We start from the raw sequence: 21,139 nt of genomic DNA on the forward strand, positions 1-21,139 counted from the left end.
GTCAGCCCGCCTTGCGGTGGGCTTCGTCGCCCGGGAGCAGCCGGCGGAAATCGTCGGTGGAGATGATCGGCACGTCGAACTCCCGGGCCGCCCGCGCCTTCACCGACAGGCTGTCGACGTCCGCGGCGACCACGAACGTGGTGTCGGGGCGAACCGCCTCCTGCGGCGCGAACCCGGCCGCCACCGCCCGGTCCCACCACACCTCGCGCGGCTCGACCATGTCCCCGGTGAACACCAGCGTGCTCCCGCGCGGAAACCCCCGCGCGCCGGGACGATCCGGCACGACGTACCGCCCCGAACTGGCCCGGAGCAACGCGTCGTCGACGTCGGCCGCGCGCTGCCCGAGAATGACCGCCACCTTGTCGAGATCGCTGCGCTGGTCGGGCGTGATCCGGCCGGTCCCCCACGACGCGGCCGCCAGCGCCGACACGTAGTACCGATGCAGGTGGTCCACCTGCGGGCGGGTGAGGCCCAGCTCGGTTGCCACCTGCACCAACTGATCCGCGTCCGCCGCGGTGATCTCACGATCGGCGAGAAGCGTGTCGAGAAGCACCAGATACGAGTCGGCCTGCGGGGGCTCGGGGACGCGCGGCAACTGGTCGACAAGTCTGCTCATCCAGCCATGCCGCCCGCCGGCGTGCACCGGTCGCACGGTCGGCGCGACATCCGTCCCGGGCAGGTCGGGCCACGGGAGGCGTCGAACCTCCTCATAAGCCCACTGCCACGGCGGCGGCGCCGCGAACGCCCCCAAGTACTGCGCGAAGAGCTCAGCCGTCGCGCGCGTGTCCGCCAGCGCCGAGTGCCAGCCCTCGATCGAGATCCCGGCCGCCGCGCAACAGGCGCCGAGTGTCCGCTTGGCGCCCGGATGCAGATACCCGGCCAGCGCCATCGTGCACATCGACCGCTCGGTGATCAGCGGAACGTCGACGCCGAGCCGCGCGAACTCGGCGCGCAGGAACCCCAGGTCGAACTCGACGTTGTGCCCGACAACCATCCGGCCGGCCAGCAACTGTCCGAGCTGCCGCGCGATGTCCCGGAACTCCGGCGCCGCCAGCACGTCGGCGGTGAGGATCCCGTGGATGTGCTGCGGGCCCAGGTCGCGCTGGGGATTCAGCAAGGTCACCCACTCGCGCTCGACCCGCCCGCGGGCGTCCAGCAGCACGACGGCGATCTCGATGACCCGGTGCCGATGGGTCGGCAGCAGGCCGGTCGTCTCGGTGTCGATGACCGCATACATCCCGGGCCTCCTCCGGCTCGCTGACCGACTGGAACAACCCAATCACACGCCGCCGACAGTTCTCGTCCGCTCAGCTTTCGGGGACGTCGACCGCGATCTCCGCACCGAGCTTCGCACCGTGCGCGAGGCGCAGCTCGTCACCGCTCCAGAACCGGCCGGGGTCGTACCAGTTCGGCTGCCGGCCGCGCAGCAGTCCCATCGCCTCGTACGTCAGCGCGACCACCTCGGCGCAGTACGCCGACTCCAGCTCGAGCTCGCGCGAGCCCTTCCGCAGCGCGGGCACCCGGCCACGCACCCAGCGTGACGCGAGCCGAGCCGTCGAGGGGAACGGCGTACCGTCGAGCCGCGCGACCGTCTGCAGTACGGCGTCCTCCATCGCGCGGGTGACCGGATGGTCGAGCTGCCGCAGCCACGCGCGCTGACCGTACTTGCGGCCCCACACCACGACGGCGTCCCGCAGGTCGTGCAGCTGCACCCCGCGGTGGTGCGTCCCGGTCCAGACATCCGGGAGCGAGCGGCCGAGCTCCGCGTGCCACATCAGCGGTGGCAGGTCCTCGACGACGATCGCCATCCCGACATGGTTGACCGGGCTGTTCGTGGTGAGCTGGATGGCACGGTCGGCCGCGCTGTCACCGCGGAACAGCCAAATGTCACCTGTTCGTGTCAGTTCCGTAGCGTCATCCAGTGAAATCCGGCTGGTCACGTCGCTAGGTTAGTCGCCATGAAGGTATGGAAGGTGGTAGGGCTTGCGGGGCTCGTCGGCGTTGCCGCGACGGGTGTCGTGATCGCCCGCGGCGAGCGCAAGCGCAAGGCGTACACGCCCGAAGAGGTCCGTGATCGCCTCAAGGCCAGGGTCAAGGAAGCAGCGAACGCCTGACCCGGCGGCACGAACCGGCCGGGCAGTCGTGGGTGCGCCGTAACTCGGTGGTACGGCGCCGTCCACGTCTGCCCGGCCGTTCTCGTTGCGGTACGCAACCTAAAGGTTGTGTAAGGCAACCTGTTCCAGGCGTCCGGCGGTGATCGTCGCGGTCTGGTAGGTGCAGTACGGCTGCCGCCGGCGATCGGTCGGCGAGCCCGGGTTCAGCAGCCGCAACCCACGCGGCCCGGTCGTGTCCCACGGGATGTGGCTGTGCCCGAACACGAGCAGGTCCACCCCCGGGTACGCCGCCTCGCAGCGAGCCTCCCGCCCCTTGGCCGGGCCGGTCTCGTGCACCACGGCCACCGACAAGCCGTCCAGCGTCACCCGCGCCACCTCGGGCAGACGCGCCCGCAGCTCCGGGCCGTCGTTGTTGCCCCAGCACCCGATCAGCCGCGCGGCACGCGCCTCCAACTCGTCGAGCAGCGCGACACTCACCCAGTCGCCCGCATGGACGACCACGTCGGCGTCGTCCACCGCCTCCCAGACCGGCTCCGGCAGCTTCTTCGCCCGCACGGGCAGGTGCGTGTCCGAGATGAGGAGGAGGCGCATGCGCCCACTCTCTACGCCTTCAAGGCCTCGATCAACTCTTTCTCCTTGGCAGCGCTGAGGCCCGCCTTTCGCTCGCGGTCCAGGCCGAGTTCGCGTTCCCAGGCGAGCGTGTCCGCCAGGAACTCCCGGCGGGACCGATGCGTCAGCCCGGCCGCCGCCGCTGCCGCGCCGCTGCGCGACGACCAGCCCTCGTACCCCGGCTCGACCAGCCACATCGCCAGCGAGTCCGGCCCCATGTACTGATCGACCTTCTGCTCCTCCAGCCACTCCTGCGGAGCCCGCACCACAGGACCGGTGTGACCGCCGACCTCCCGCGTCAGCTCGATCCACTCACCGAACGGGACCAGCGGGCCGCGGACGTCGAACGTCCCGGTCCGTCCCTCGGTGGCGTTGTCCAGCAGCCACCCGGCGAGGTCGCGTACGTCGATCACGGACGTCGCCAGCTCGGGCGTGTCGGGCACCAGCAACGGCTCCTCGGGCGCCCGCGCCGCGCGCGCGACCCAGGCGCCCGCGCGATCGCTGCGATCCCCCGGACCGCCGATCAGCCCGGCGCGCGCGATCACCAGCCGGTCCCCGACGACGTCGCGCGACGCGAGCTCACACGCCACCTTCGCCTCGCCGTACAGCTCGCGGTCCACCACGTCCGTCTCGGCCGGCGCCCGCAGTACGGCGGTCTCGTCGGCGCCGGGCGTGTCGTACTTCTCGTACGCGTTCACCGAGGACACGTACGTCCAGTGCTTCGCCCGCGCACCGAACGCGGCCAGCGCGCCCTTCACGAACCCCGGCTCCCACGACACCTCGAACACCGCGTCCCAGTCCCGCGAGGGCACCGCGGCGTACGCGTCCGGACGGCTGCGATCGGTGGCCACCAGCGTCGCGCCATCCGCGACCGCGCCGCTCTCGCCGCGCGCCACACACGTCACCGAATGCCCGCGCGCGACCGCCTGCGTCGCGATCTCCCGACCGAGCCACGCCGTACCACCGAGGATCAGAATCTCCATGCCGGCCAGCCAATCAGGCGACGGCAACAATTCCCAAGCACCTCTGCCGAGGGCAGAAACTCCCGTCGGTGATCCGCCGCCCGCGTCAGGTCACCGTAATCGTCCGCCCCTTGCCAGCCGGGCGATCCGGGCGCACTGTCGAACCAACAAGACACCCAGGGGTGAGTGTCTGTGGCAACAGGGGGAGAGATGGCTGGTTTCGTTCAGATCATCGAGTACCGGACGTCGAAGCCGGACGAGATCGCGGCGCTGATGGAGGACTTCCGCGCCAAGCGCGAAGCCGACCCGGACGGGCCGGCCCCGACGCGCGGCATGACCTGCGCCGACCGGGACGAGCCGGGGCGCTACTTCGCGATCGTCGAGTTCGCCTCGTACGAGGAGGCGATGCAGAACTCCGCGCGCGCCGACACCACCGAGTTCTCCGAGCGGATGATGGAGTTGTGCGACGGGCCCGGCGCGTTCTACAACCTCGACAAGGTGGACGAGCAGGACTACAGCTGATCCTCAGGTACGGCGTACGCCGGCTCGCCCGGGCGTACGCCGTACCGAGGTGACCGGTGCCGGAAGGGGTCACCCGGCACCGGTGGATCGGGACCTCAGCGGAAGACGCGCTCCGACGACCACGGCGGTGCCGCGCCGTGCGGCCCGAGGTCGCGGTCGGAGTGCAGCGGGTCGGGGTCCTGGCGCTCGGTCGTGGCGTGCAGATCCGGCCACGGCCGGGGCGGGAGCGACTCGCGGGGCGGCAGCCTGAGATCGGGATCGGGACCCGCCTCCGGGTCGAGCCACTCGACCACCGTGGCGCCGCCGTGCCCGTGGATCGCGACGACCGACTCGATGCCGTCCCAGACGGTCGTGGTCGGGTAGTCGCCGTACCAGCGCAGTGCGACCGCGCCGTCGGTGAACTGCACACCCTCCGCGACGGGTCCGGTGCCGCTGACACCGGAGACGTCCTGATGGCGGATCAACCGGAAGCGACGGGAACTCATTTCGGCGCGACCTCCCACAGCCGCTCCCCCGGCAGCCTCCGCTCCGGTCCCGGATCGTGGTCCGGGAGCGGGTCGCTGGTCACCCGCAACCCGGCGAACCTGCGCGACATGGCCGCCGCGTACCGCTCGGCCAACTCCGCCTCGGCCCGGTAGTCGGCGACCACATGATCCCCGAACCAGACCCTGACCCGACGACGCTCCACCCGCACCGCACCGTCGGCCATCTCAATACACCCGGCACCGAGTCGAGCCGGATCCCATCAGCGACCTCGCACAACCCTTCACGGCAATCACTTCCACTTCCCTGTGGGGATGGGTTCACAGGAAGTGACGGCCAGCCGAGCCCTTCATGACGCGATTCCCGAGAAATTTCTCACAGCCCGTGAGGATCCCCGGGACCTGACTCGTCCGGGTCGTGCGCCGGAGGCAGGTCGGGCAACTCGATGTCGACGATGATCGGTGCGGGGGTGCGGTCTTCGGGGTGGGTGAAGGTGGCTTCTATGCGGTCTGTGGTGATCGTGACGGTGGCGTGTTGCCATTGGTGGTCGGCGTTGTCGGTCATCGTCTGCAGGAGGGATTTGACGGCTTCGGTGAGGTCGGGGGCCAGCTCGAAGTCGCGGGTGAGGCGTTCTGCCCGTTTCTGGTCTTGTTTCTCGTCCGGTTCTTCGGGCTCCGGGGTCTCGTAGGACCCGGTGGTGAACTCGAAGTCGCGGGTCAGGCGTTCGGCGCGCTTCTGCTCTTCCTTCTGGTCGGGTTCCTCGACGAGCAGTTCGCCGGTTTCGGTGACGGTGATCTCAAGTTCCAGTGGCTCCGGATCGTCGCGGCTCTCGTCGTCCTTCTCGCGGGCCTTGCGGTACTTCTCGAAGGCCTTGCGGGCGACTGTGATCAGCGGCGGCTCGTCCTCCTCGACCACCTCGACGTCCTCGTAGCTGACGCTGAGGCGCTTGGTCTTCAGGTCGACGGATCCGCCGGTGGCGCGGTTGCGCTTGGCTGAGCCCGCGGACGGCCGGTTCGTGGTCGGGCCGGCGTCGCCGACGAGGCCTTCGGCCCAGCCTCGGGCCTTCGGTGGGGCCATCGACAGGAAGTGCGCGGCGGCCTCGCACGCGCGCGCCGCGGCGTCGAGTTGCTGCGCGGCGACGGTCGCCTGGCCGCGGGACGCGATCAGCGCGAGCTGGGCGTTCTCCCGGCAGCGTGCCGCCGTCCGCACGAGCTGGTCGACGACTCGTGGAATCTCGTCGAAGCAGTCGACCAGGCCACGAGCGACTCGCTGCAGTTCCGACGGCAAGGACGTCAGATCTGGTCGGCGTAGTTCTTGCAGCCGGCAGAGGCGATCTCGAGTGCCTCGGCCGCCTGTTCGACGGCCTTGCTCGCGGCCTCCAGGATCTCGGTGATGTCGCGGTCGATGCCGGTCGCCGTACCCGCGATCAGGCTCTCCACCAGCTGGCTGTGCTGGGTGAACCTGAGCTTGAACCCGGCCAGGCCGCCCGCCGCCTGCTTGGCCTCCATCGAGACCTGGTGCAGCTGTTCCTTGAGCCGCAGTACGTCCGACACCTCAACCCACTCCCAAACTAGTTGCGCTTCTTCGGCAGCACGATCGCCGTCCCCGCCACCACGACCGGCACCAGGATCCCGAGCCACCACGGCAGCCCGGCCGCCATCAGCACGACCACCGCGGCCGCGCCACCCCAGCCCCACCAGCGCGCGCCGGGCAGCCGGGGCAGCCCGAGCACCCGCGACGCGGCCAGCATCGTGACGGCGGCGATCGCCATGGCCTCGACCCCGGCCAGGAACGAACCGGTCAGCACCCACACCAGCACGAACCCGGCCAGCGCCAGGACCGCGCTGATGGTACGCCGCTTGCGCTGCTCCTGGAGCGCCCGGGCCTTGGTCCGCAGCTCCTCCAGCTGGTCGACGCTCTCGGCGAGCTGTTCGGTGATCCGCTCGGCGATCTTCTCGATGTCGTTCAGCGCGCGGATCTCGGGCAACGTGTGGTTCGCCCGCTTCCCGTCCGCGGGCAGCCCGGCCCGCGCCAGGCTCTCGGCGGCCTTCTCGGCGAGCGAGTTCAGCCGCGTCTGCAGCTTCCGCCCGCGCTCGGCCATCGCGTCCGCCTCGGCCGCCGCGGTCGCCTCCGCCTTCGACTTGTGCGCCGTCACCCGGTCCTGCGCCTGCTGCGCGTCGGTCCGCGCCATCGCGACCGTCCGGAGCGCACGCGTGTACTCGGACCACTCCTGCTGTTCGGTCTTCATCGCCGCACCAACTCCACCGCGCGGTCCACCTCGTCCGACCGCAGCGCCGCGAACGGTACGACGACCTGCGCCTCCGGGTGCAACCCGTCCCACAGCAACGCCCGGTGCGGCTCGGACGCCCAGCGCACGAGCGGACCGGCCACCGCGCGCACGCCGTCCTGCGGGTGCCGCAGGAACAGATGCGTCGCCACGTTCGCGCGCCCGTACCCGAGCTGCTCGGTGCAGACGTGCAGCCGGTTCCACCACCCGAAGGTGATCAGTCCCTGCGCCGGCCCGTCCCGCACGATGTCCTGCAGCACGTTCGCCGGGCTCTCGAAGAACCCCTCGGCATGCATCTGCATCCGCGGTACGCCGTGGAACCCGAACCCGAGCAGGTACGTCCCCGCGGCCTCCCCGTTGCGCATCGCGTCCCGCAGCGTGAACAACCGCGGCGCGATGTCGTCGTGCTTGTCGACGGTCTCGACCTCGCAGCCGAGCTGCCGCAGCACCTGCACCAGCGCATCCTTGCCCTCGGCAACAGCCGGGGCCGAGTTCGTACCATCGACGAAGAGGAAGCGTGGCGGCTCCAGAGCCCCGGCCGCCGTCGACACCGCCAGACCGGTCAGCACGCCGAGCGCGTCCGCCGGCCCGTCGCCCAGCACGAGTACGCCGGCACCTGGCTCGGGCTGCACCTCGACCGCGACCGGCTCCTCGGTGACCGCGATCGGCAACCCTGTCCAGGGTCGGCCGAGCTCAGGCTTCACTGCCGTCGCCGTATCCGTCAGCCGCGCCGGCTCGGCGAGGTGGAACACCCGCGGCGGGTGCACCGCCGTACCGGCCCGCGTCCACAGCTCCTGCCGCAGCGAGTCGAGCACGGCCTTGTCCGCGAAACTCACCAGCACGTGCTGGTTGTCGTCCGGCGAGCCGAAGTTCGCGTTCAGCACGGCCTCGCCGCGGAACTGCAACTCGGCCGCGGCGGTGTTGCCGCTACGCAGAATCGCCTGCGAGTCGGCAGGCGTCGTCTTCAGCGCGATCCGGTACGGCACCTGGCCGAAGATCGAGTCCCGGCGCGTCGACAGCCGCTTCACGCCCTCGATCGTCTGCGTCGCCAGCACCACGTGTACGCCGTACGCGCGCCCCAGCCGGACCAGTCGCTCCAGCAGCTTCGCGGCCTCGTCGGCCAGCTCGTCGTCGTCCTCGAGCAGCACCTGGAACTCGTCCAGCACGACAAGGATCCGCGGCGGCCGCTCTGGGCCTGCCGGCAGCTCCGCGATGTCAGCGGCGTTCCCGTGCGACTTGAAGATCTCGCTGCGGCGCGCGAGCTCGTCCGACAGGTGGCGCAGGACGGCGAGTCCGAACGCGCGGTCACTGTGCACCCCGAGCACCCGGATCTGCGGCAGCCAGTGCGGCCGCTCCGGGCCGGGGCCGAGCGCGGAGAACTCGACACCGTGTTTGAAGTCGAGCAGGTACATCTCCAGGTCGGACGGCGAGTAGCGCGCGGCCAGACCGTGGATGAGCACGAGCAGCAGGTTCGACTTGCCTTGGCCGACCGCGCCGCCGACCAGCACGTGCGGGAGCGCCGGGTTGCCGCTGCGCAACCGCACCAGCGCCGGCGTGCGGTCGTCGTACCCGATCACGGTGCCGATCTCGTCCTTGACCGGTTGCCACCAGGTCGAGCGGTCCGGCAGGGTCCGGTCGAAGTCGATGGTCGGGAGCACGGCGATCTCGGCCTGCTCGGCGATCACGTCGCAGATGCCCGCGGCGACGGTGGCGTCGAACGGCGGATCCAGCCGGGCCGGCGGCAGCTGCGCGACCTCGACCCGATCGTTGACGATAGCAACCGGATTGAGGAGGTCGAGCAATTGTTTCGAGTCGACGTCGAGCTCGGCCGCCGTCGACGCGTCGTAGTGCACGAGGAAGCAGATGCCGCGCTTGCCGGCGGTCGCGGCCAGCCGGAGCAGGTCGCGCTGGGCGAGCGTGTCGATGCCGAACGGGTAGTCGAACAGGATGACCACCCGGTAGGGATCGGTGACCTGCCCGGTCTCCTTCAGCAGGTCCTCGAAGCGTTCGTGGCCGAGCTGCGCCTGCCGGCTGGCCCGCAGCGACGACACGTCGACGAGCCCGGACAGCACCGTGTGCAGCTGTTCCGCGGTGTGCGTTGCCCTGGGCACCAATTGCGGGTACTTCGTGGTCAGGTGCCCGAGCAGGCCCATCATCCCGGTCAGCTTCGGGTCGAACGCGTCGATGCGCAGCCGGAACGGTTCCGACGCCGCCACCAGCCGCAACGCGATGCTCTGCAGCAGGCGGCGCGCGGAGTCGTGGCGGTCGCCGGTCACCTTCCAGCCGTTGGTACGCAGCAGCGGTGCCACGACCGGCGTACCGGCATCCAGCTCGCCGACCCGCACGTACGCCGGGACGCCCGCGCCGATCAGCTGCCGCGAACGCCAGCGCGCGTCGTTCGGCGGAATCGATGCCAGTCCGGGGGCGAGCCGGTCCGCGAGCAGCCGGGCCCGGGGCTCGGCGTCGGACAGCGCCTCGGCGGTCTTGGCGTCGACCAGCGACCGGGACTCCCGCCGGGCCGCCGCCGTCTGTTCCTGCAGTTGACGGTGCAGCTTCACGGCGCGCTGGTGCTCGCCGTACGTCAGGCGCCGTGCGTTGTCCAGCAACTGCCCCAGCGCGTGCTGCAAACCGCGGATCCGCGCTTCCAGGAGCTCCGGTGCGGCCGGTCCCCCGTCAGGCTTCTCCGTCACGAGCATCGTCCTTCCACACTTGCCCCGCGACCGTACTGATTGCCCCGTTGATTGCCCTCGTGTTCGCCTGGTGTAACCATGTCACACCAGTGGCCCCAGTGGTCACTCCAGGTATCAGTAGTCTCACCTGCTAATCAGGAGCGACGATCTCGAGCTCGTAGCCGTCGGTGTTGTGGAGGAAGGCGGCGTAATGCTGCGGGCCGCCGGCGTACGGATGACGGTCGGCGAACATCAGTGTCCAGCCGTGCCCGGCGGCCTCCGCGACGATGCTGTCGACCTCGGCCCGGCTGCCTGCGTTCAGCGCCAGATGGTTCATCCCGGGCCGCATCCGGTCGTGCTCGGCGGCCGACATCGCCGGGCTCTGCTCGACGACCACGTAGCAGCCGTCCGGGGCGGCCCAGGTCATGCCGCCGGGCCAGCCGTCACCGTCCTTCCAGCCCAGCCGGTTGAGGACCCAGCCCCAACTCGCAACGGCCCTGGACAGGTCCGGGACCCAGATCTCGACGTGATGCACCGCGGCGGCCATCGGAGCATTATCTGTGCTCGGCGTCATGGTGCGACACAGCCACCGAGATCGCGCCGGACAACAGCAGCCAGCCGAGCGAGGCCACCAGCCAGGGCCACCACGGACGGGCCTGCGCGGCCTCGGCGACGGCCTTGCCGAACAGCCCGCCGGAGGGCGCGAGGACGAGCACGAGCAAAACCCGTGCGAACCGCGTCTCCCTGGTCATTTCTTCATTGTGCGAGGCAGCCGCCGACCCTGCAGAAACCTTGGCGTTTCGCGCCCCGTCGTCTTTCTGTCCGTGGCAGGGTTTACGGTCTGCGGTGACAGTGGACAGATCGGGGGCTGGAGTGAGCACGACCCGGATCGAGAGCACGGCGTACGGCGCCGCGGCTCTGGAGCGCCTGCAGGCCGTCGTCGCAGGGCTGAAGGCCGACGATCCGATGACCCCTGTCACCCTGCTCCTGCCGAACAATCTGGCCGGCGTCGTCGCCCGCCGCCACCTCGCCCGCACGTCCATCGGCGGGCTGTATCTGGCGACGCTGGAGCGGCTGGCCGAGCAGATCGCCGCAGGCCTGCTGACCCCGCGTCGCCCGGCCACCCGTCCGATCGTCGCGGCCACCTGGCGGACGGCGCTCGCGAAAGCCCCCGGCATCTTCGAGGAGGTCGCCGAGCACCCGTCGACCATCCAAGCGCTTGCCTCCGCGCACCGCGAGCTCCGCGACCTCACCGATCCCGCGCTCGACAAGGTCGCGCACGCGTCGGCGCTCGGTCCCGACCTGGTCCGGCTGCATCGCTACGTCACCACCGAGCTGGCCGCGGACTGGTACGACGAGACCGATCTGCTCCGCGCCGCCGCGGCCCGGATCGCGGCGTCGCCCGACGTCGTCGGCGAGCTCGGCGCCCTGGTGCTGTACCTGCCGCAGGAGCTCACCCAGTCCCAGGCCGCGTTCGTCGCCGCGCTCGGCGACGCCGCGGCCGATCTGACGGTGATCGTCGGCCTGACGGACGTCCGCCGCGCCGATCGTGCCGTCCGGCGGTCGCTCGAGCGGATCGGGATCGACCTGCCGTCGTCGATCTCGAAGAACTACCCGGTCGCGACCGAGATCCTCAACGCGTCCGACGCCGACGACGAGGTGCGCTGCGTGGTGCGTGACGTCGTCGCGGCCCTGGAACACACGCCGGCACACCGGATCGCGGTGCTGTACGCCGCCGCCTCGCCGTACGCACGGCTCCTGCACGAGCACCTGGCCGCGGCGCGCATCGAGGTCAACGGGCCGGGGACGCGTCCGGTGCACGAGCGGGCGATCGCGCGGACGCTCCTCGAAGTGCTGGCATTGGTCGACCAGGACCTGCCGCGCGCGGACGTGTTCCGTGCGCTCGCGAATGCGCCGACGCGGGACTTCACCGGCGAGCGCATCCCGGTGCCGCAGTGGGAGCGGATGTCGCGTGCGGCCGGCGTGGTGCGCGGGGACGACTGGGACACCCGGCTGGCGCGATACGCCGAGTCGGAACGGCGGACCGCTGATCAGGAAGAGGCTGCCGAGGACTCGCGCCCGGCCGCGGTCCGGCGCGCGCAGTACAACGCTTCGATGGCGGAGCGGCTTCATACGTTTGCTTCGACGCTGCGCCGGCGGCTAGGAGAGCTGGCAGCGCTGGAGACGTGGGCCTCGCTGTCCGAGGGTGTGCTGCAGCTCTTCCACGACTTGCTCGGGGACTACGCGTCGCTGCCGATCGAGGAGCAGTACGCCGCAGCCGCCGTCGAGGGGTCACTGAAGGGTCTGTCGACGCTCGACGAGCTCGGGACGCCGGCGAGTCTCGCCGTCCTGCGGGATGTGCTCGATCTGGAGCTGCAGCAGTCGCTGCCGCGGGTCGGCACCTTCGGGACCGGCGTCCTGGTGGCGCCGTTGTCGGCGAGCGTCGGGCTGTCCGCGGACATCGTGTACGTCGTCGGTCTGTCCGAGGACCTGTATCCCGGGCGGGTCCATGAGGACGCGCTGCTCCCCCACCGGGTGCGTGAGGCGGCCGCGCCGGAGCTTGCGTCGTTCCGCGATCGGCTGGATGAGAAGCAACGGCATCTGCTGGTCGCGTTCTCGGCGGGTGCGCGCGTCGTGGCGTCGTTCCCGCGTGGCGACCTGCGCCGGTCGTCGCGACGGTTGCCGACGCGCTGGCTGCTCGGGTCGCTGCGGGAGCTGACCGGCGACCATGCTTTGCCGGCCACGCAATGGGACCGGTACGGCGAGGTGCTGCGGACCTCGGCGTCGTACGCCGGTTCGTTGACCACGGCAACGATGCCGGCGACCGAGCAGGAGTGGCAGACGCGGGCCGCGGCGGCGCGGCTGTGGGTGCAGGACGGGGTGCTGGTGCGGGCCCGGGAGCTGCTGCGCGGACGGGCGTCCAACGCCTTCACCCGCTTCGACGGCGACCTGTCCGGGGTGTCGGGCCTGCCCGAGTTCGCGGTCGAGGACCGGATCGCCTCGCCGACGTCCTTGGAGTCGTATGCGACCTGCCCACACGCGTACTTCGTCGAGCGACTGCTCCAGGTGGAGCCGCTGGAGGCTCCGGAGGATCTGCTCGTCATCTCCCCCATCCAGGTGGGAAACCTGATCCACAACAGCCTCGACGCGTTCGTCACCCGGCTGGCCGGTTCGCTGCCTGGGTACGGCGAGCCCTGGACGGCGGAGCAACGATCGCTGCTGCTGGCGATCGGCGCGGATCTCGCGGAGCAGTTCGAGGCCGAGGGCCTGACCGGCCATCCCCGGCTGTGGCAGCGCGAGCGGCTGCGGATCCTCGGCGATCTGATGGTGCTGCTCACCGACGACGACCGTTGGCGTTCGGAGCGGCGCGCGTCGGTGGTGGCCAGCGAGTTGACCTTCGGGTTCGACGGCGAGCCGCCGGTGGAGATCCCGGTGCCGTCCGGCCGGGTGCTGTTGCGTGGATCCGCGGACAAGGTCGACCTCGGCGCGGACGGCACGATCTACGTCACCGACGTGAAGACCGGCGGCTTCTCGCGGTACGAGGGCATCGAGACGGACCCGGTCGCCGGCGGGACGAAACTCCAGCTTCCTGTGTACGCGTACGCCGCACGCGCCCGCCTCGGTGAGCCGTCCACGCCGGTCGAGGCGTCGTACTGGTTCGTCCGCCGCGGCGGCAAACGGATCCCGGTCCCGCTGACACCCGAGGTCGAGGCGCGCTACGTCGACACGCTCGACGTGATCGTGTCGTCGATCGCGGCCGGATACTTCCCGCCGAAGGCGCCCGAGGTGCCCGACTTCCTGTGGGTGCAGTGCCCGTACTGCAACCCCGACAGTCTCGGGCACAGCGAGGTGCGGGCCCGGTGGGACCGCAAACGTCACGACCCTGTCCTCGAGCGGCTGGTGCGGCTCATCGACCCGACCGCGCTGGAGGTGGCTTCGGATGAGTAGCCGCCCGACGCTCCCAGGAGGCCGCCGATGACCGAGCAGTTGCTCGACGGGGCCGCCCGCGACCGGATCCGGTCCGACACCGACACGACGCTGTTCGTGGAGGCGGGTGCCGGGTCCGGGAAGACGCACGCACTGGTCGACCGGGTCGCCACGCTGGTGCTGCGCGACGGCGTACCGCTGCGGACCGTTGCCGCCGTCACCTTCACCGAGAAGGCCGGGGCGGAGCTGCGGGACCGGCTGCGGGTCGAGTTCGAGCGGGCGCGCAAGGGTCCGGCGGGGGCGCTCGCCGACGCGGCGCTCGACGATCTGGACTCGGCGTCGATCGGCACGCTGCACGCGTTCGCGCAACAGATCCTGCTCGCGCATCCGATCGAGGCCGGGCTGCCGCCGCTCATCGACGTACTCGACGAAGTCGGCTCGTCGGTCGCCTTCGAGGAACGCTGGGCCGAGTTGCAGCAGCAACTCCTCGACGACGACGCGATCGCCGAGCCGCTGCTGCTCGCGATGGCGGTCGGGGTCGAGCTCAAGCATCTGCGGTCGCTCGCCCGCCTGTTCGGCAACGACTGGGACCTGATCGCGGACCGGGTCCTGGTCGATCCGCCCGAGCTGGTCGCGATGCCCGACCTCAGCGGCCTGGTCGCCGCGGCCGCGCAGATCGGGGCGGTGGCCGATTCCTGCCTCGACGCCGAGGACCGGCTGCTGCCGAAGGTCCAGCAGATCCGAGAGCTCGGCCTGATGCTGGACGCCGCGTCCGATCAGGAGACACAGCTCGCGCTGCTGCAGACGTTCCGCGGTCTCAAGGTGGGCCGGATCGGCCGGAAGGAGAACTGGCCCGACATCGCGAAGGTGCGCGCGGACTGCACCGAGGTCGTCGAGGTCGCCGGTTCGCTCGTCGAGCTGCTCCTTGATGCTTGCCTCCGGCACCTTTCACACTGGATCGCGGAGCGGGTGCTGGAGTCGGCGGAGCTGCGGCGGGCCGAGGGCCGGCTGGAGTTCCACGACCTGCTCGTGCTGGCGCGTGACCTGCTCCGGCGCGACGCGGACGTGCGGGCGGCGCTGCAGGAGCGGTTCGAGCGGTTGCTGCTGGACGAGTTCCAGGACACCGACCCGATCCAGATCGAGCTCGCGGTCCGGATCGCCGGCGGCGCGGAGGCCGACGCACCGGACTGGCAGGACGTCGAGGTTCCCGAGGGCCGGCTGTTCGTCGTCGGCGACCCGAAGCAGTCGATCTACCGCTTCCGGCGCGCCAACATCGCGACGTACCTGACCGCCCAGGAGCTGCTCGGCGAGACCGTCGCCCTGACGACGAACTTCCGCACGGTCCCCCCGATCCTCCAATGGATCAACACCGTCTTCAGCACCCTGATCCAGCCACAAGAGGCCGCCCAACCGTCGTACCAGCCCCTCTCCCCCCACCGCACCAACCCCACCCACGACGCCACCACAACCCGCACCGGCTCCGCCCCACCGCCGCTCTCCGGTCCGGGCTCGCACCCCGTTGCCGGGCCGGGCTCGCAGCCCTCTGCCGATCCGGGCTCGAACCCGCCTGCCGGCTCGCAGAGGCCTGGCGGTTCGGCGGGCGCGTCACGCCCAGGCGGCCGGCCGCGACCCGGCGCGCCCTCCACCCCCGACCCCGTCCAGGGCGACCAACTCTCGATCTTCGACGAGCCCACACTCTTCGACACCGACGAAGACACCGCGGCGACGACCGACACGACCAACGCGATCGACGCCCCGGCAGACTCAGGCGACCAGGTCAGCGATCTCGCCGCCGTTCTCCCGTTCCGCCGCCGCGGCGACGCCGTCGACGTACCGCTCGAAGAACCATCCGACGAACCCGAGGACCCATCGGCCGGCCCCGCCGTCACGATCCTCGGCGCCGAGCCGCACGACGACCTCCCCCGCGCCCAAGCCTCCGTCCTCCGCGAACGCGAGGCCACCGACGTCGCCTCCGTCATCGAAGAAGCCCTCCGCGACGGCTGGCTCGTGTACGACGACCGCGCCGAGGCCTGGCGCCCCGCGGAAGCCGGCGACATCGCCGTCCTCGTCCCGGCCCGCACCTCGCTCCCCTTCCTCGAGGACGCCCTCGACCGCGCCGACATCCCGTACCGCGCGGAAGCCAGCTCGCTCGTCTACCAGACCGCCGAGGTCCGCGACCTGCTCGCCTGCGCCCGCGCGCTCGGCGACCCCAGCGACCAGCTCGCGCTCGTCACCACGCTCCGTTCGCCGCTGTTCGGCTGCGGCGACGACGACCTCTACACCTGGAAAGTCAACGGCGGCAGGTTTCTGTTGACCGCGCCGATTCCGGACTCCCTTGTCACTCACCCGGTGGGTGAGGCGATGGCATGGCTCTGGGGCACCTACAAGGCCGCCCGCTGGCTGACCCCCAGCGAGGTCCTCGCGAAGATCGTCGCCGACCGCCGCATGCTGGAAGTCGCCGCGATCGGCCCGCGCGCCCGCGACGCCTGGCGCCGGATCCGGTTCGTCGTCGACCAGGCCCGCGCGTGGTCCGAGGTCGAGCACGGCGGCCTCCGCTCGTACCTCGCCTGGGCCGCCCACCAGGGCGAGGAGACGTCCCGCGTCGCCGAGGCGGTCCTGCCCGAGACCGACGCCGACGCCGTCCGGGTGATGACGATCCACGCCGCGAAGGGGCTCGAGTTCCCGATCGTGATCCTGTCCGGCATGACCGCGTCGCCGAACCGCCAGCGCGGCGTCCAGGTCCTCTGGCCGCTCACCGGCGGGTACGCCGTCAAGCTCAAGTCCTCCGTCCAGACCGAGGACTTCGACCTCGTCCAACCCGTCGACGAGCAGATGGACGACTACGAACGCCGCCGCCTCCTGTACGTCGCCGCGACGCGCGCCCGCGACCACCTCGTCGTCTCCCTGCACCGCTCCGCGAACCGCCGCCACACCAGCAACGCCGAGCTCCTGGCAACCGCCGGCGGCGTCGACGCGCCCCACGTCACGCTCTTCACCAGCCCACCGGTCCCCGACCGCGAGCCCACCACCGGCCCCGACGTCACCCCGCCCATCTCCCGCAGCGAATGGGAGACCCGGGCCGGCGCCGCCCAATCCGCCAGCCGCCGCCCCTCAGCCCAATCCGCCTCCGGCCTGGAGGGCACAGCCCCACAGCTAACCCTCGCCCCGCCCACCGCCCCACAGCTGACCCCGGCGCCGCCCACGGCCCCACCGGCCGCGGGCGCTTATCCGGGCGCCGAGACCACGCCCGCCGCTGGCGCCGGCGAGGGTGAACTCGCCGCCGCGGCCGACTCTGGCGCAGGAGTCATCGGCCTGACTGGCGACCCCGGCGCTGCCAAGGGCGCCCGCGACCTCGAGCTCCCAGCATGGTCCAAGGGCCGCTACGGCACCGCGATCGGCCGCGCCGTCCACGCCGTACTGCAGGTCGTCGACCTCTCCACCGGCGCCGGCCTGGAAGCCGCCGTCTCCACGCAGTGCCTGGCCGAGGGCGTCCTCGAGTACGACGACGTCGTCACAGCGCTCGTCCGCTCAGCCCTGGCATCCGACGTCGTACAACGCGCCGCGTCCCGCGAGCATTGGCGCGAGTCGTACGTCGGCGCCCTCCAACCCGACGGCACCGTCCTCGAAGGCTTCGTCGACCTCATCTACCGCGAGGACGACGGCCGACTGACGATCGTCGACTACAAGACCGACGTCATCCCCGCGTCCGCCCTCGACACCCGGGTCGAGTACTACGCACCCCAACTCCAGGCCTACGCCAAGATCCTCCCGAACACCGCCCCGCCCATCCTCCTCTTCCTGAACCCAGGCACAGCCGTCGAACGCCGCCTCTGACCCACCCAAGTCTCGGACCCGTGCAGCATCCCGGCCGCGGACCGCTACTCGTCGGCCGCGGGGAACCCTGCGACCAAATACTCGCGAAGCACCTCGATCCATTCGCCGAACGCATCAAGGTGCGCATCGTGGCTCGCGGACGGTATGTCGGCACGTCGCGTGGCCGGTCGTCGCCGGATCAGCTCGTCCTTCTGTTCAGCCGTGAACATGCCGTGCCCGCCGAACACAGCCAGCGTCGGCGTCGCCAGATTCTCCCACTCGGTCCACCGATCCGCCTGCACAGCAAGGATCGTGGCCTCCATGACGTCGGCGTCGAACCGCGGCCGCAGCCCGCCGGACGTGCGTTCGAGATCGTTGACCAAGGCAACCGACAGCGGGCCGTCGCCGAGGAACGAACGCGCCGCGGCCTCGTCCGCGAACGGGACCGGCCACGAGTCGAAATACGCACCGAGTTCGCGCGCCGCCTCCGGCCGGTCATCGCCGGCGGCAATGCCTTCGAGCATCACCAGCCGATCGACGAGATCGGGGCGGGCCGCGGCGGCCAGGAACGCCGTGTGCGCTCCCATCGACTGCCCGACCAGCCGGACTCGTTGCCCGGGCGCGAGCTCCTCGATCACCGCAACCACATCGCCGACGAACGCCTCCCGCGAGGTGTCCCCCGGCCGACGAGTACTGCGTCCGTGCCCGCGCTGATCGACCAGCAAGACCCGGAACCTGTCCGTCAGCGCGTCTGCTGTGGGCAGGAGCTCCCGCGAACTCCCGGCCAGCCCGTGCAGCAGGACGACCACCGGCCCGTCACCCCCGCGATCGGTGACGGCGATCTCCACATCCCCGCGCCTGACAATCACGGTTCATTCTCCACCGTCCTCACCGGCGGTACGCCACCAAGACGCTCCGGGTGCCGAACGCCTCGGAGCCCCCAGCGTAGGTTCGTGCGACGAGTCATACCGCGCACCTCCGAGCCCCCGACGTGCGCTCGTACGACAAGTCATGCCAGGCGCCTCGGAGCCCCCAGCGCGGGCTCGTACGACCAGTCATGCCAGGCGCCTCCGAGCCCCCGGCCTGGGCTCGTACGACCAGTCATACGGGCACCTCGGAACCCCGGCCTGGGCTCGTACGACCAGTCATGCCGGGCACCTCGGAGCCCCGGCGTCGGCTCGTACGACCAGTCATTCCAGGCTAGGCGACGAGCCGGACCGCCAGCACGACGATCAGTAGGCTCGACGTCAACGTCGTGACGAGCCGCCCACGGGCTCCGGTCAGCAACCGGCCGAGCAACGCTCCGCCGCCCGCCAGCAACAGTTGCCAACTGGCCGACGCCACGAACGCCGCGGCCACGAACACGATCCGCTCCCCCACGCCCGCGACACCCGACCCACCGAGTACGAGCGCGGCGAAATAGATCACCGTCCACGGGTTGAGCATCGTCATCCCCAGCATCCCGAGGTACGCCGTCCACGCGCCGACCGGCGTCTCCTGCTGCAGCGCAACGATCCGCCGCTCGCGATACCGCCGTACCGCCTTGGCCGCCCCGAGCGCCGCCAACCCGACCAGCACCACAACCGATGCCCACCGCAACGGTTCGACGATCGGCACCAGCAACGGAGCCAGCACCGTACCGGCACCCGCAGCCACCGCCGCGTACACCCCATCCGCCGAAGCAACCCCGAGCGCCGCAAACGCCCCGACCCGCAGCGAACTCCGCGCCGTCAACGCCACCAAATAGGTCCCGACAGGCCCAACCGGCATAGCCACCCCATACCCGGCCAACAGCCCCGCGACCACCACCCCGATCACGACTGACCGAAGCTGGACCCCCACCCACGACGAACCTGCTGCTGAACCCGCGCCACCAAGGCCACAGATCCCACCAGCAACAGTCCAAAGGTCGTCGTAGTCATGCCCTCATGATCAGCACCCACACCGACCCGCTCAACCCAATTACCTCGGCGGCCACACCTACTCCGAATGAACGAGCACCGTGTGATAGGGGACCTCGCCGCCGCCCCAGTCCGGACCCAGAGCAAAAACTCGCGACCAGTGCCGGCCGATGTCCGCCAATTGACGTAGGTACGTCGGCAACTCTCCGGGCTCCTCCCGCAACAGGTCGTCCGCATGTTCGACAATCGTCAGATACCGCTTTGCAGGCAGCCACTCCAAGTCAGTCATGCATTCGTCGAACGCCGGCCAGTTCCATCCGAAGTACTCCGGGAACGAAAGCTCCCTCACATACTCTCCGAAGAGCGCCTCGAGCGTCGCCATCCGCCGCCCGTCAAAGCGCCTGAGCATGCCATCCACAGATCCGATCGAGGCAAGCAGCTGATCCAGGTTCGAGCGCTCGATATCGTGAACCCACGGCCCACCCGGATCTGCGGGGGCGATCATTCCGAGCGCCCGATGAACAATCGATAGTTGTCAGGTGTGGTAGACGGAACCGTCAGAACCGGTGACGAGCCGCGCTCCTCCAGACTTGGATTCTTACCAGACATCACCGTTCCCCATTCGCGATACGGGATCGGCTGACCATCGCCCCTCATGCACGGTTTGCAGAGGAACAGCGCAAGCCGGTCGCTGTTATGGCCTATTGCATGACGGCTCGCCATCCCGCTGTCATGCGAGGACGACGCGAGCGGTCCGGGCTCGTACTCGCATCTCTCCCCAGTCGCCCCGGAGCTCGTAGAGCCCCGAATCCCAGGTCATCGTGTCGATGTGTCCGTAGTCGATCTCGCCGGTCGCATCGGTTGCCGATGGCGCGCCCTGAGCGACCCACTCAAGGTCGGTGACGTCGTCGAAGACCAGATGACCGTCGACGTAGGACAGGTTATTGCCCGGCTCCGGAGCCAGGTACCGGGGGTGCTGTGGAGTCAGTACGAGATCCATCCGGAAGACTACTGATGTGGGCCGCGCCGTCACGTCGAGGACCCAGGACTCTTCCAACACATAGGCTTCGAAACCCGGCAGCTCTTCATAAGGAGTCATGGCAGGTCCCACTCGATCGGCACGTGGTTTCCAGCGCTCTTACGTCGGTCGAGGCGACATCCCGCCCGAGCGCGTCATGCGCGTGCCGCGCACCATGCCCCAGGCTGTCGAAGACCCGGATCAGATTGCCGTCGGCGTCGTAGTGGAACGTGGCCGTGACCCCGGTCGGATCCGTCTGACGGATCAACCAGTTCCGCTCGTACTCGTTGATCCACTTCCCACCCGTCGGGTCGGTCATCGTCGACGTGCCGCGGATGCCCTCCGTGTCCCACGACCATGTCGACCGGCCGCCCTTCCCGCCGGTCTGGGCGACCACCCGCCCGTCGGCGTCGTACTCGGTCAGGTACGCCGGTTTGGCCGCATCCCCCACCGTCTCCGACGCCAGCCGCCCGGCAACGTACTCGTACCGCGTGTGGACCCCGCCCGGCGACGTCACCCCTCGCCGCCCGCGGACACGGTCATGTCGGGGTGCAGGCAGGGATACTCGTCGGGTCGCGCCGCCTGCGCGGCCGGCGGCATGGGCAGGAGCAGAAGGACGGCGAGAACAAGCGCCACAGGCCGGTGCCGCACGGGTGATCGCCTCCGCTCAGTCGTTGGGTTGTCACTGAGAGTTTACGGAGATCGGCACCGCAGCGGAGCGAATGATTACAGGTTGTGGATAACGGGAAGTGACCCTGGCGTGCAGGTCCCCCAGGAGTCGCTACGATCTGCGGAAACAGACTGAGGAAACGTTCGAATGCTGTCCGCCCGCTG

Annotated in this window: 21 protein-coding genes; 4 read left to right on the forward strand and 17 right to left on the reverse strand. The window is 70.3% G+C overall.

Going from position 1 to position 21,139, the window contains the following annotated elements; genetic code table 11:
• Nucleotide 1 precedes the first annotated feature (1 nt).
• The gene (locus ABZW60_RS40220; RefSeq protein ID WP_355485928.1) at nucleotides 2–1,237 is read right to left on the reverse strand and encodes an exonuclease domain-containing protein; all 1,236 of its coding nucleotides are present in this window, start codon (nucleotides 1,235–1,237) and stop codon (nucleotides 2–4) included.
• Between the two features lie 70 nt (nucleotides 1,238–1,307).
• Nucleotides 1,308–1,940 carry a hypothetical protein gene (locus tag ABZW60_RS40225; protein WP_355485929.1) on the reverse strand — a complete coding sequence of 211 codons (633 nt, stop codon included), beginning with the start codon at nucleotides 1,938–1,940 and terminating at the stop codon, nucleotides 1,308–1,310.
• Between the two features lie 18 nt (nucleotides 1,941–1,958).
• On the opposite strand from ABZW60_RS40225, the gene ABZW60_RS40230 reads away from it, so the two are divergent.
• Entirely contained in the window at nucleotides 1,959–2,114 is a 156-nt protein-coding gene (locus ABZW60_RS40230; protein ID WP_355485930.1) for a hypothetical protein, read from the forward strand.
• Between the two features lie 99 nt (nucleotides 2,115–2,213).
• Here the strand turns inward: ABZW60_RS40230 and ABZW60_RS40235 are convergent, their stop codons facing one another.
• Together ABZW60_RS40235 and ABZW60_RS40240 are read right to left on the reverse strand one after the other, a co-directional pair.
• Nucleotides 2,214–2,705 carry a metallophosphoesterase gene (locus ABZW60_RS40235; RefSeq protein WP_355485931.1) on the reverse strand — a complete coding sequence of 164 codons (492 nt, stop codon included), beginning with the start codon at nucleotides 2,703–2,705 and terminating at the stop codon, nucleotides 2,214–2,216.
• Nucleotides 2,706–2,716: 11 nt separating this feature from the next.
• Nucleotides 2,717–3,706: an NAD-dependent epimerase/dehydratase family protein gene (locus ABZW60_RS40240; RefSeq protein ID WP_355485932.1), complete on the reverse strand. Its 990-nt coding sequence runs from the start codon at nucleotides 3,704–3,706 to the stop codon at nucleotides 2,717–2,719.
• A gap of 189 nt (nucleotides 3,707–3,895) precedes the next feature.
• Between ABZW60_RS40240 and ABZW60_RS40245 the strand changes: the two genes are divergently transcribed.
• Entirely contained in the window at nucleotides 3,896–4,207 is a 312-nt protein-coding gene (locus ABZW60_RS40245; protein ID WP_355485933.1) for a hypothetical protein, read from the forward strand.
• Between the two features lie 95 nt (nucleotides 4,208–4,302).
• Here ABZW60_RS40245 and ABZW60_RS40250 read toward each other — a convergent pair whose 3' ends face one another.
• The 8 genes from ABZW60_RS40250 to ABZW60_RS40285 all read right to left on the reverse strand — a co-directional run bounded on the left by ABZW60_RS40250 (nucleotide 4,303) and on the right by ABZW60_RS40285 (nucleotide 10,398).
• Nucleotides 4,303–4,692 carry a hypothetical protein gene (locus tag ABZW60_RS40250; RefSeq protein WP_355485934.1) on the reverse strand — a complete coding sequence of 130 codons (390 nt, stop codon included), beginning with the start codon at nucleotides 4,690–4,692 and terminating at the stop codon, nucleotides 4,303–4,305.
• Nucleotides 4,689–4,916 (reverse strand): hypothetical protein, encoded by a 228-nt coding sequence (locus tag ABZW60_RS40255; protein ID WP_355485935.1) that lies wholly within the window; start codon nucleotides 4,914–4,916, stop codon nucleotides 4,689–4,691. Before ABZW60_RS40255 ends, ABZW60_RS40250 begins: the two co-directional genes overlap by 4 nt.
• Nucleotides 4,917–5,065: 149 nt before the next feature.
• Nucleotides 5,066–5,977 (reverse strand): hypothetical protein, encoded by a 912-nt coding sequence (locus ABZW60_RS40260; RefSeq protein WP_355485936.1) that lies wholly within the window; start codon nucleotides 5,975–5,977, stop codon nucleotides 5,066–5,068.
• 5 nt (nucleotides 5,978–5,982) lie between these two features.
• Entirely contained in the window at nucleotides 5,983–6,243 is a 261-nt protein-coding gene (locus ABZW60_RS40265; protein ID WP_130388988.1) for a hypothetical protein, read from the reverse strand.
• Between the two features lie 17 nt (nucleotides 6,244–6,260).
• On the reverse strand, nucleotides 6,261–6,938 hold the full coding sequence (locus ABZW60_RS40270) for a hypothetical protein (RefSeq protein WP_355485937.1): 678 nt from the start codon (nucleotides 6,936–6,938) through the stop codon (nucleotides 6,261–6,263).
• On the reverse strand, nucleotides 6,935–9,667 hold the full coding sequence (locus tag ABZW60_RS40275; RefSeq protein WP_355485938.1) for an FtsK/SpoIIIE domain-containing protein: 2,733 nt from the start codon (nucleotides 9,665–9,667) through the stop codon (nucleotides 6,935–6,937). Before ABZW60_RS40275 ends, ABZW60_RS40270 begins: the two co-directional genes overlap by 4 nt.
• Before the next feature lie 130 nt (nucleotides 9,668–9,797).
• Nucleotides 9,798–10,193, reverse strand: a complete 396-nt coding sequence (locus ABZW60_RS40280) for a VOC family protein (protein WP_355485939.1) — start codon at nucleotides 10,191–10,193, stop codon at nucleotides 9,798–9,800.
• Between the two features lie 7 nt (nucleotides 10,194–10,200).
• Entirely contained in the window at nucleotides 10,201–10,398 is a 198-nt protein-coding gene (locus ABZW60_RS40285; RefSeq protein ID WP_355485940.1) for a hypothetical protein, read from the reverse strand.
• A 121-nt stretch (nucleotides 10,399–10,519) separates the two neighbouring features.
• Here ABZW60_RS40285 and ABZW60_RS40290 point away from each other — a divergent pair, with 121 nt between their 5' ends.
• A complete protein-coding gene (locus ABZW60_RS40290) occupies nucleotides 10,520–13,594 on the forward strand; it encodes a PD-(D/E)XK nuclease family protein (RefSeq protein ID WP_355485941.1) in 3,075 nt (1,024 codons plus the stop codon).
• A 27-nt stretch (nucleotides 13,595–13,621) separates the two neighbouring features.
• Entirely contained in the window at nucleotides 13,622–17,407 is a 3,786-nt protein-coding gene (locus ABZW60_RS40295) for a UvrD-helicase domain-containing protein (protein ID WP_355485942.1), read from the forward strand.
• A gap of 44 nt (nucleotides 17,408–17,451) precedes the next feature.
• On the opposite strand, the gene ABZW60_RS40300 is transcribed toward ABZW60_RS40295, so the two are convergent.
• The 5 genes from ABZW60_RS40300 to ABZW60_RS40320 form a co-directional block, all read right to left on the reverse strand.
• Entirely contained in the window at nucleotides 17,452–18,255 is an 804-nt protein-coding gene (locus ABZW60_RS40300) for an alpha/beta hydrolase (RefSeq protein WP_355485943.1), read from the reverse strand.
• Nucleotides 18,256–18,586: 331 nt separating this feature from the next.
• A complete protein-coding gene (locus tag ABZW60_RS40305; RefSeq protein ID WP_355485944.1) occupies nucleotides 18,587–19,156 on the reverse strand; it encodes a LysE family transporter in 570 nt (189 codons plus the stop codon).
• Between the two features lie 210 nt (nucleotides 19,157–19,366).
• Entirely contained in the window at nucleotides 19,367–19,792 is a 426-nt protein-coding gene (locus tag ABZW60_RS40310) for a barstar family protein (RefSeq protein ID WP_355485945.1), read from the reverse strand.
• 225 nt (nucleotides 19,793–20,017) lie between these two features.
• Nucleotides 20,018–20,386 carry a hypothetical protein gene (locus ABZW60_RS40315; protein ID WP_355485946.1) on the reverse strand — a complete coding sequence of 123 codons (369 nt, stop codon included), beginning with the start codon at nucleotides 20,384–20,386 and terminating at the stop codon, nucleotides 20,018–20,020.
• Nucleotides 20,373–20,822 (reverse strand): hypothetical protein, encoded by a 450-nt coding sequence (locus ABZW60_RS40320; protein ID WP_355485947.1) that lies wholly within the window; start codon nucleotides 20,820–20,822, stop codon nucleotides 20,373–20,375. The genes ABZW60_RS40315 and ABZW60_RS40320 overlap by 14 nt, the downstream gene beginning before the upstream one ends.
• Nucleotides 20,823–21,139: the final 317 nt, after the last annotated feature.

Origin of the sequence: Kribbella sp. NPDC003557, assembly GCF_040610805.1 — a bacterium.
Classification (GTDB): domain Bacteria; phylum Actinomycetota; class Actinomycetes; order Propionibacteriales; family Kribbellaceae; genus Kribbella.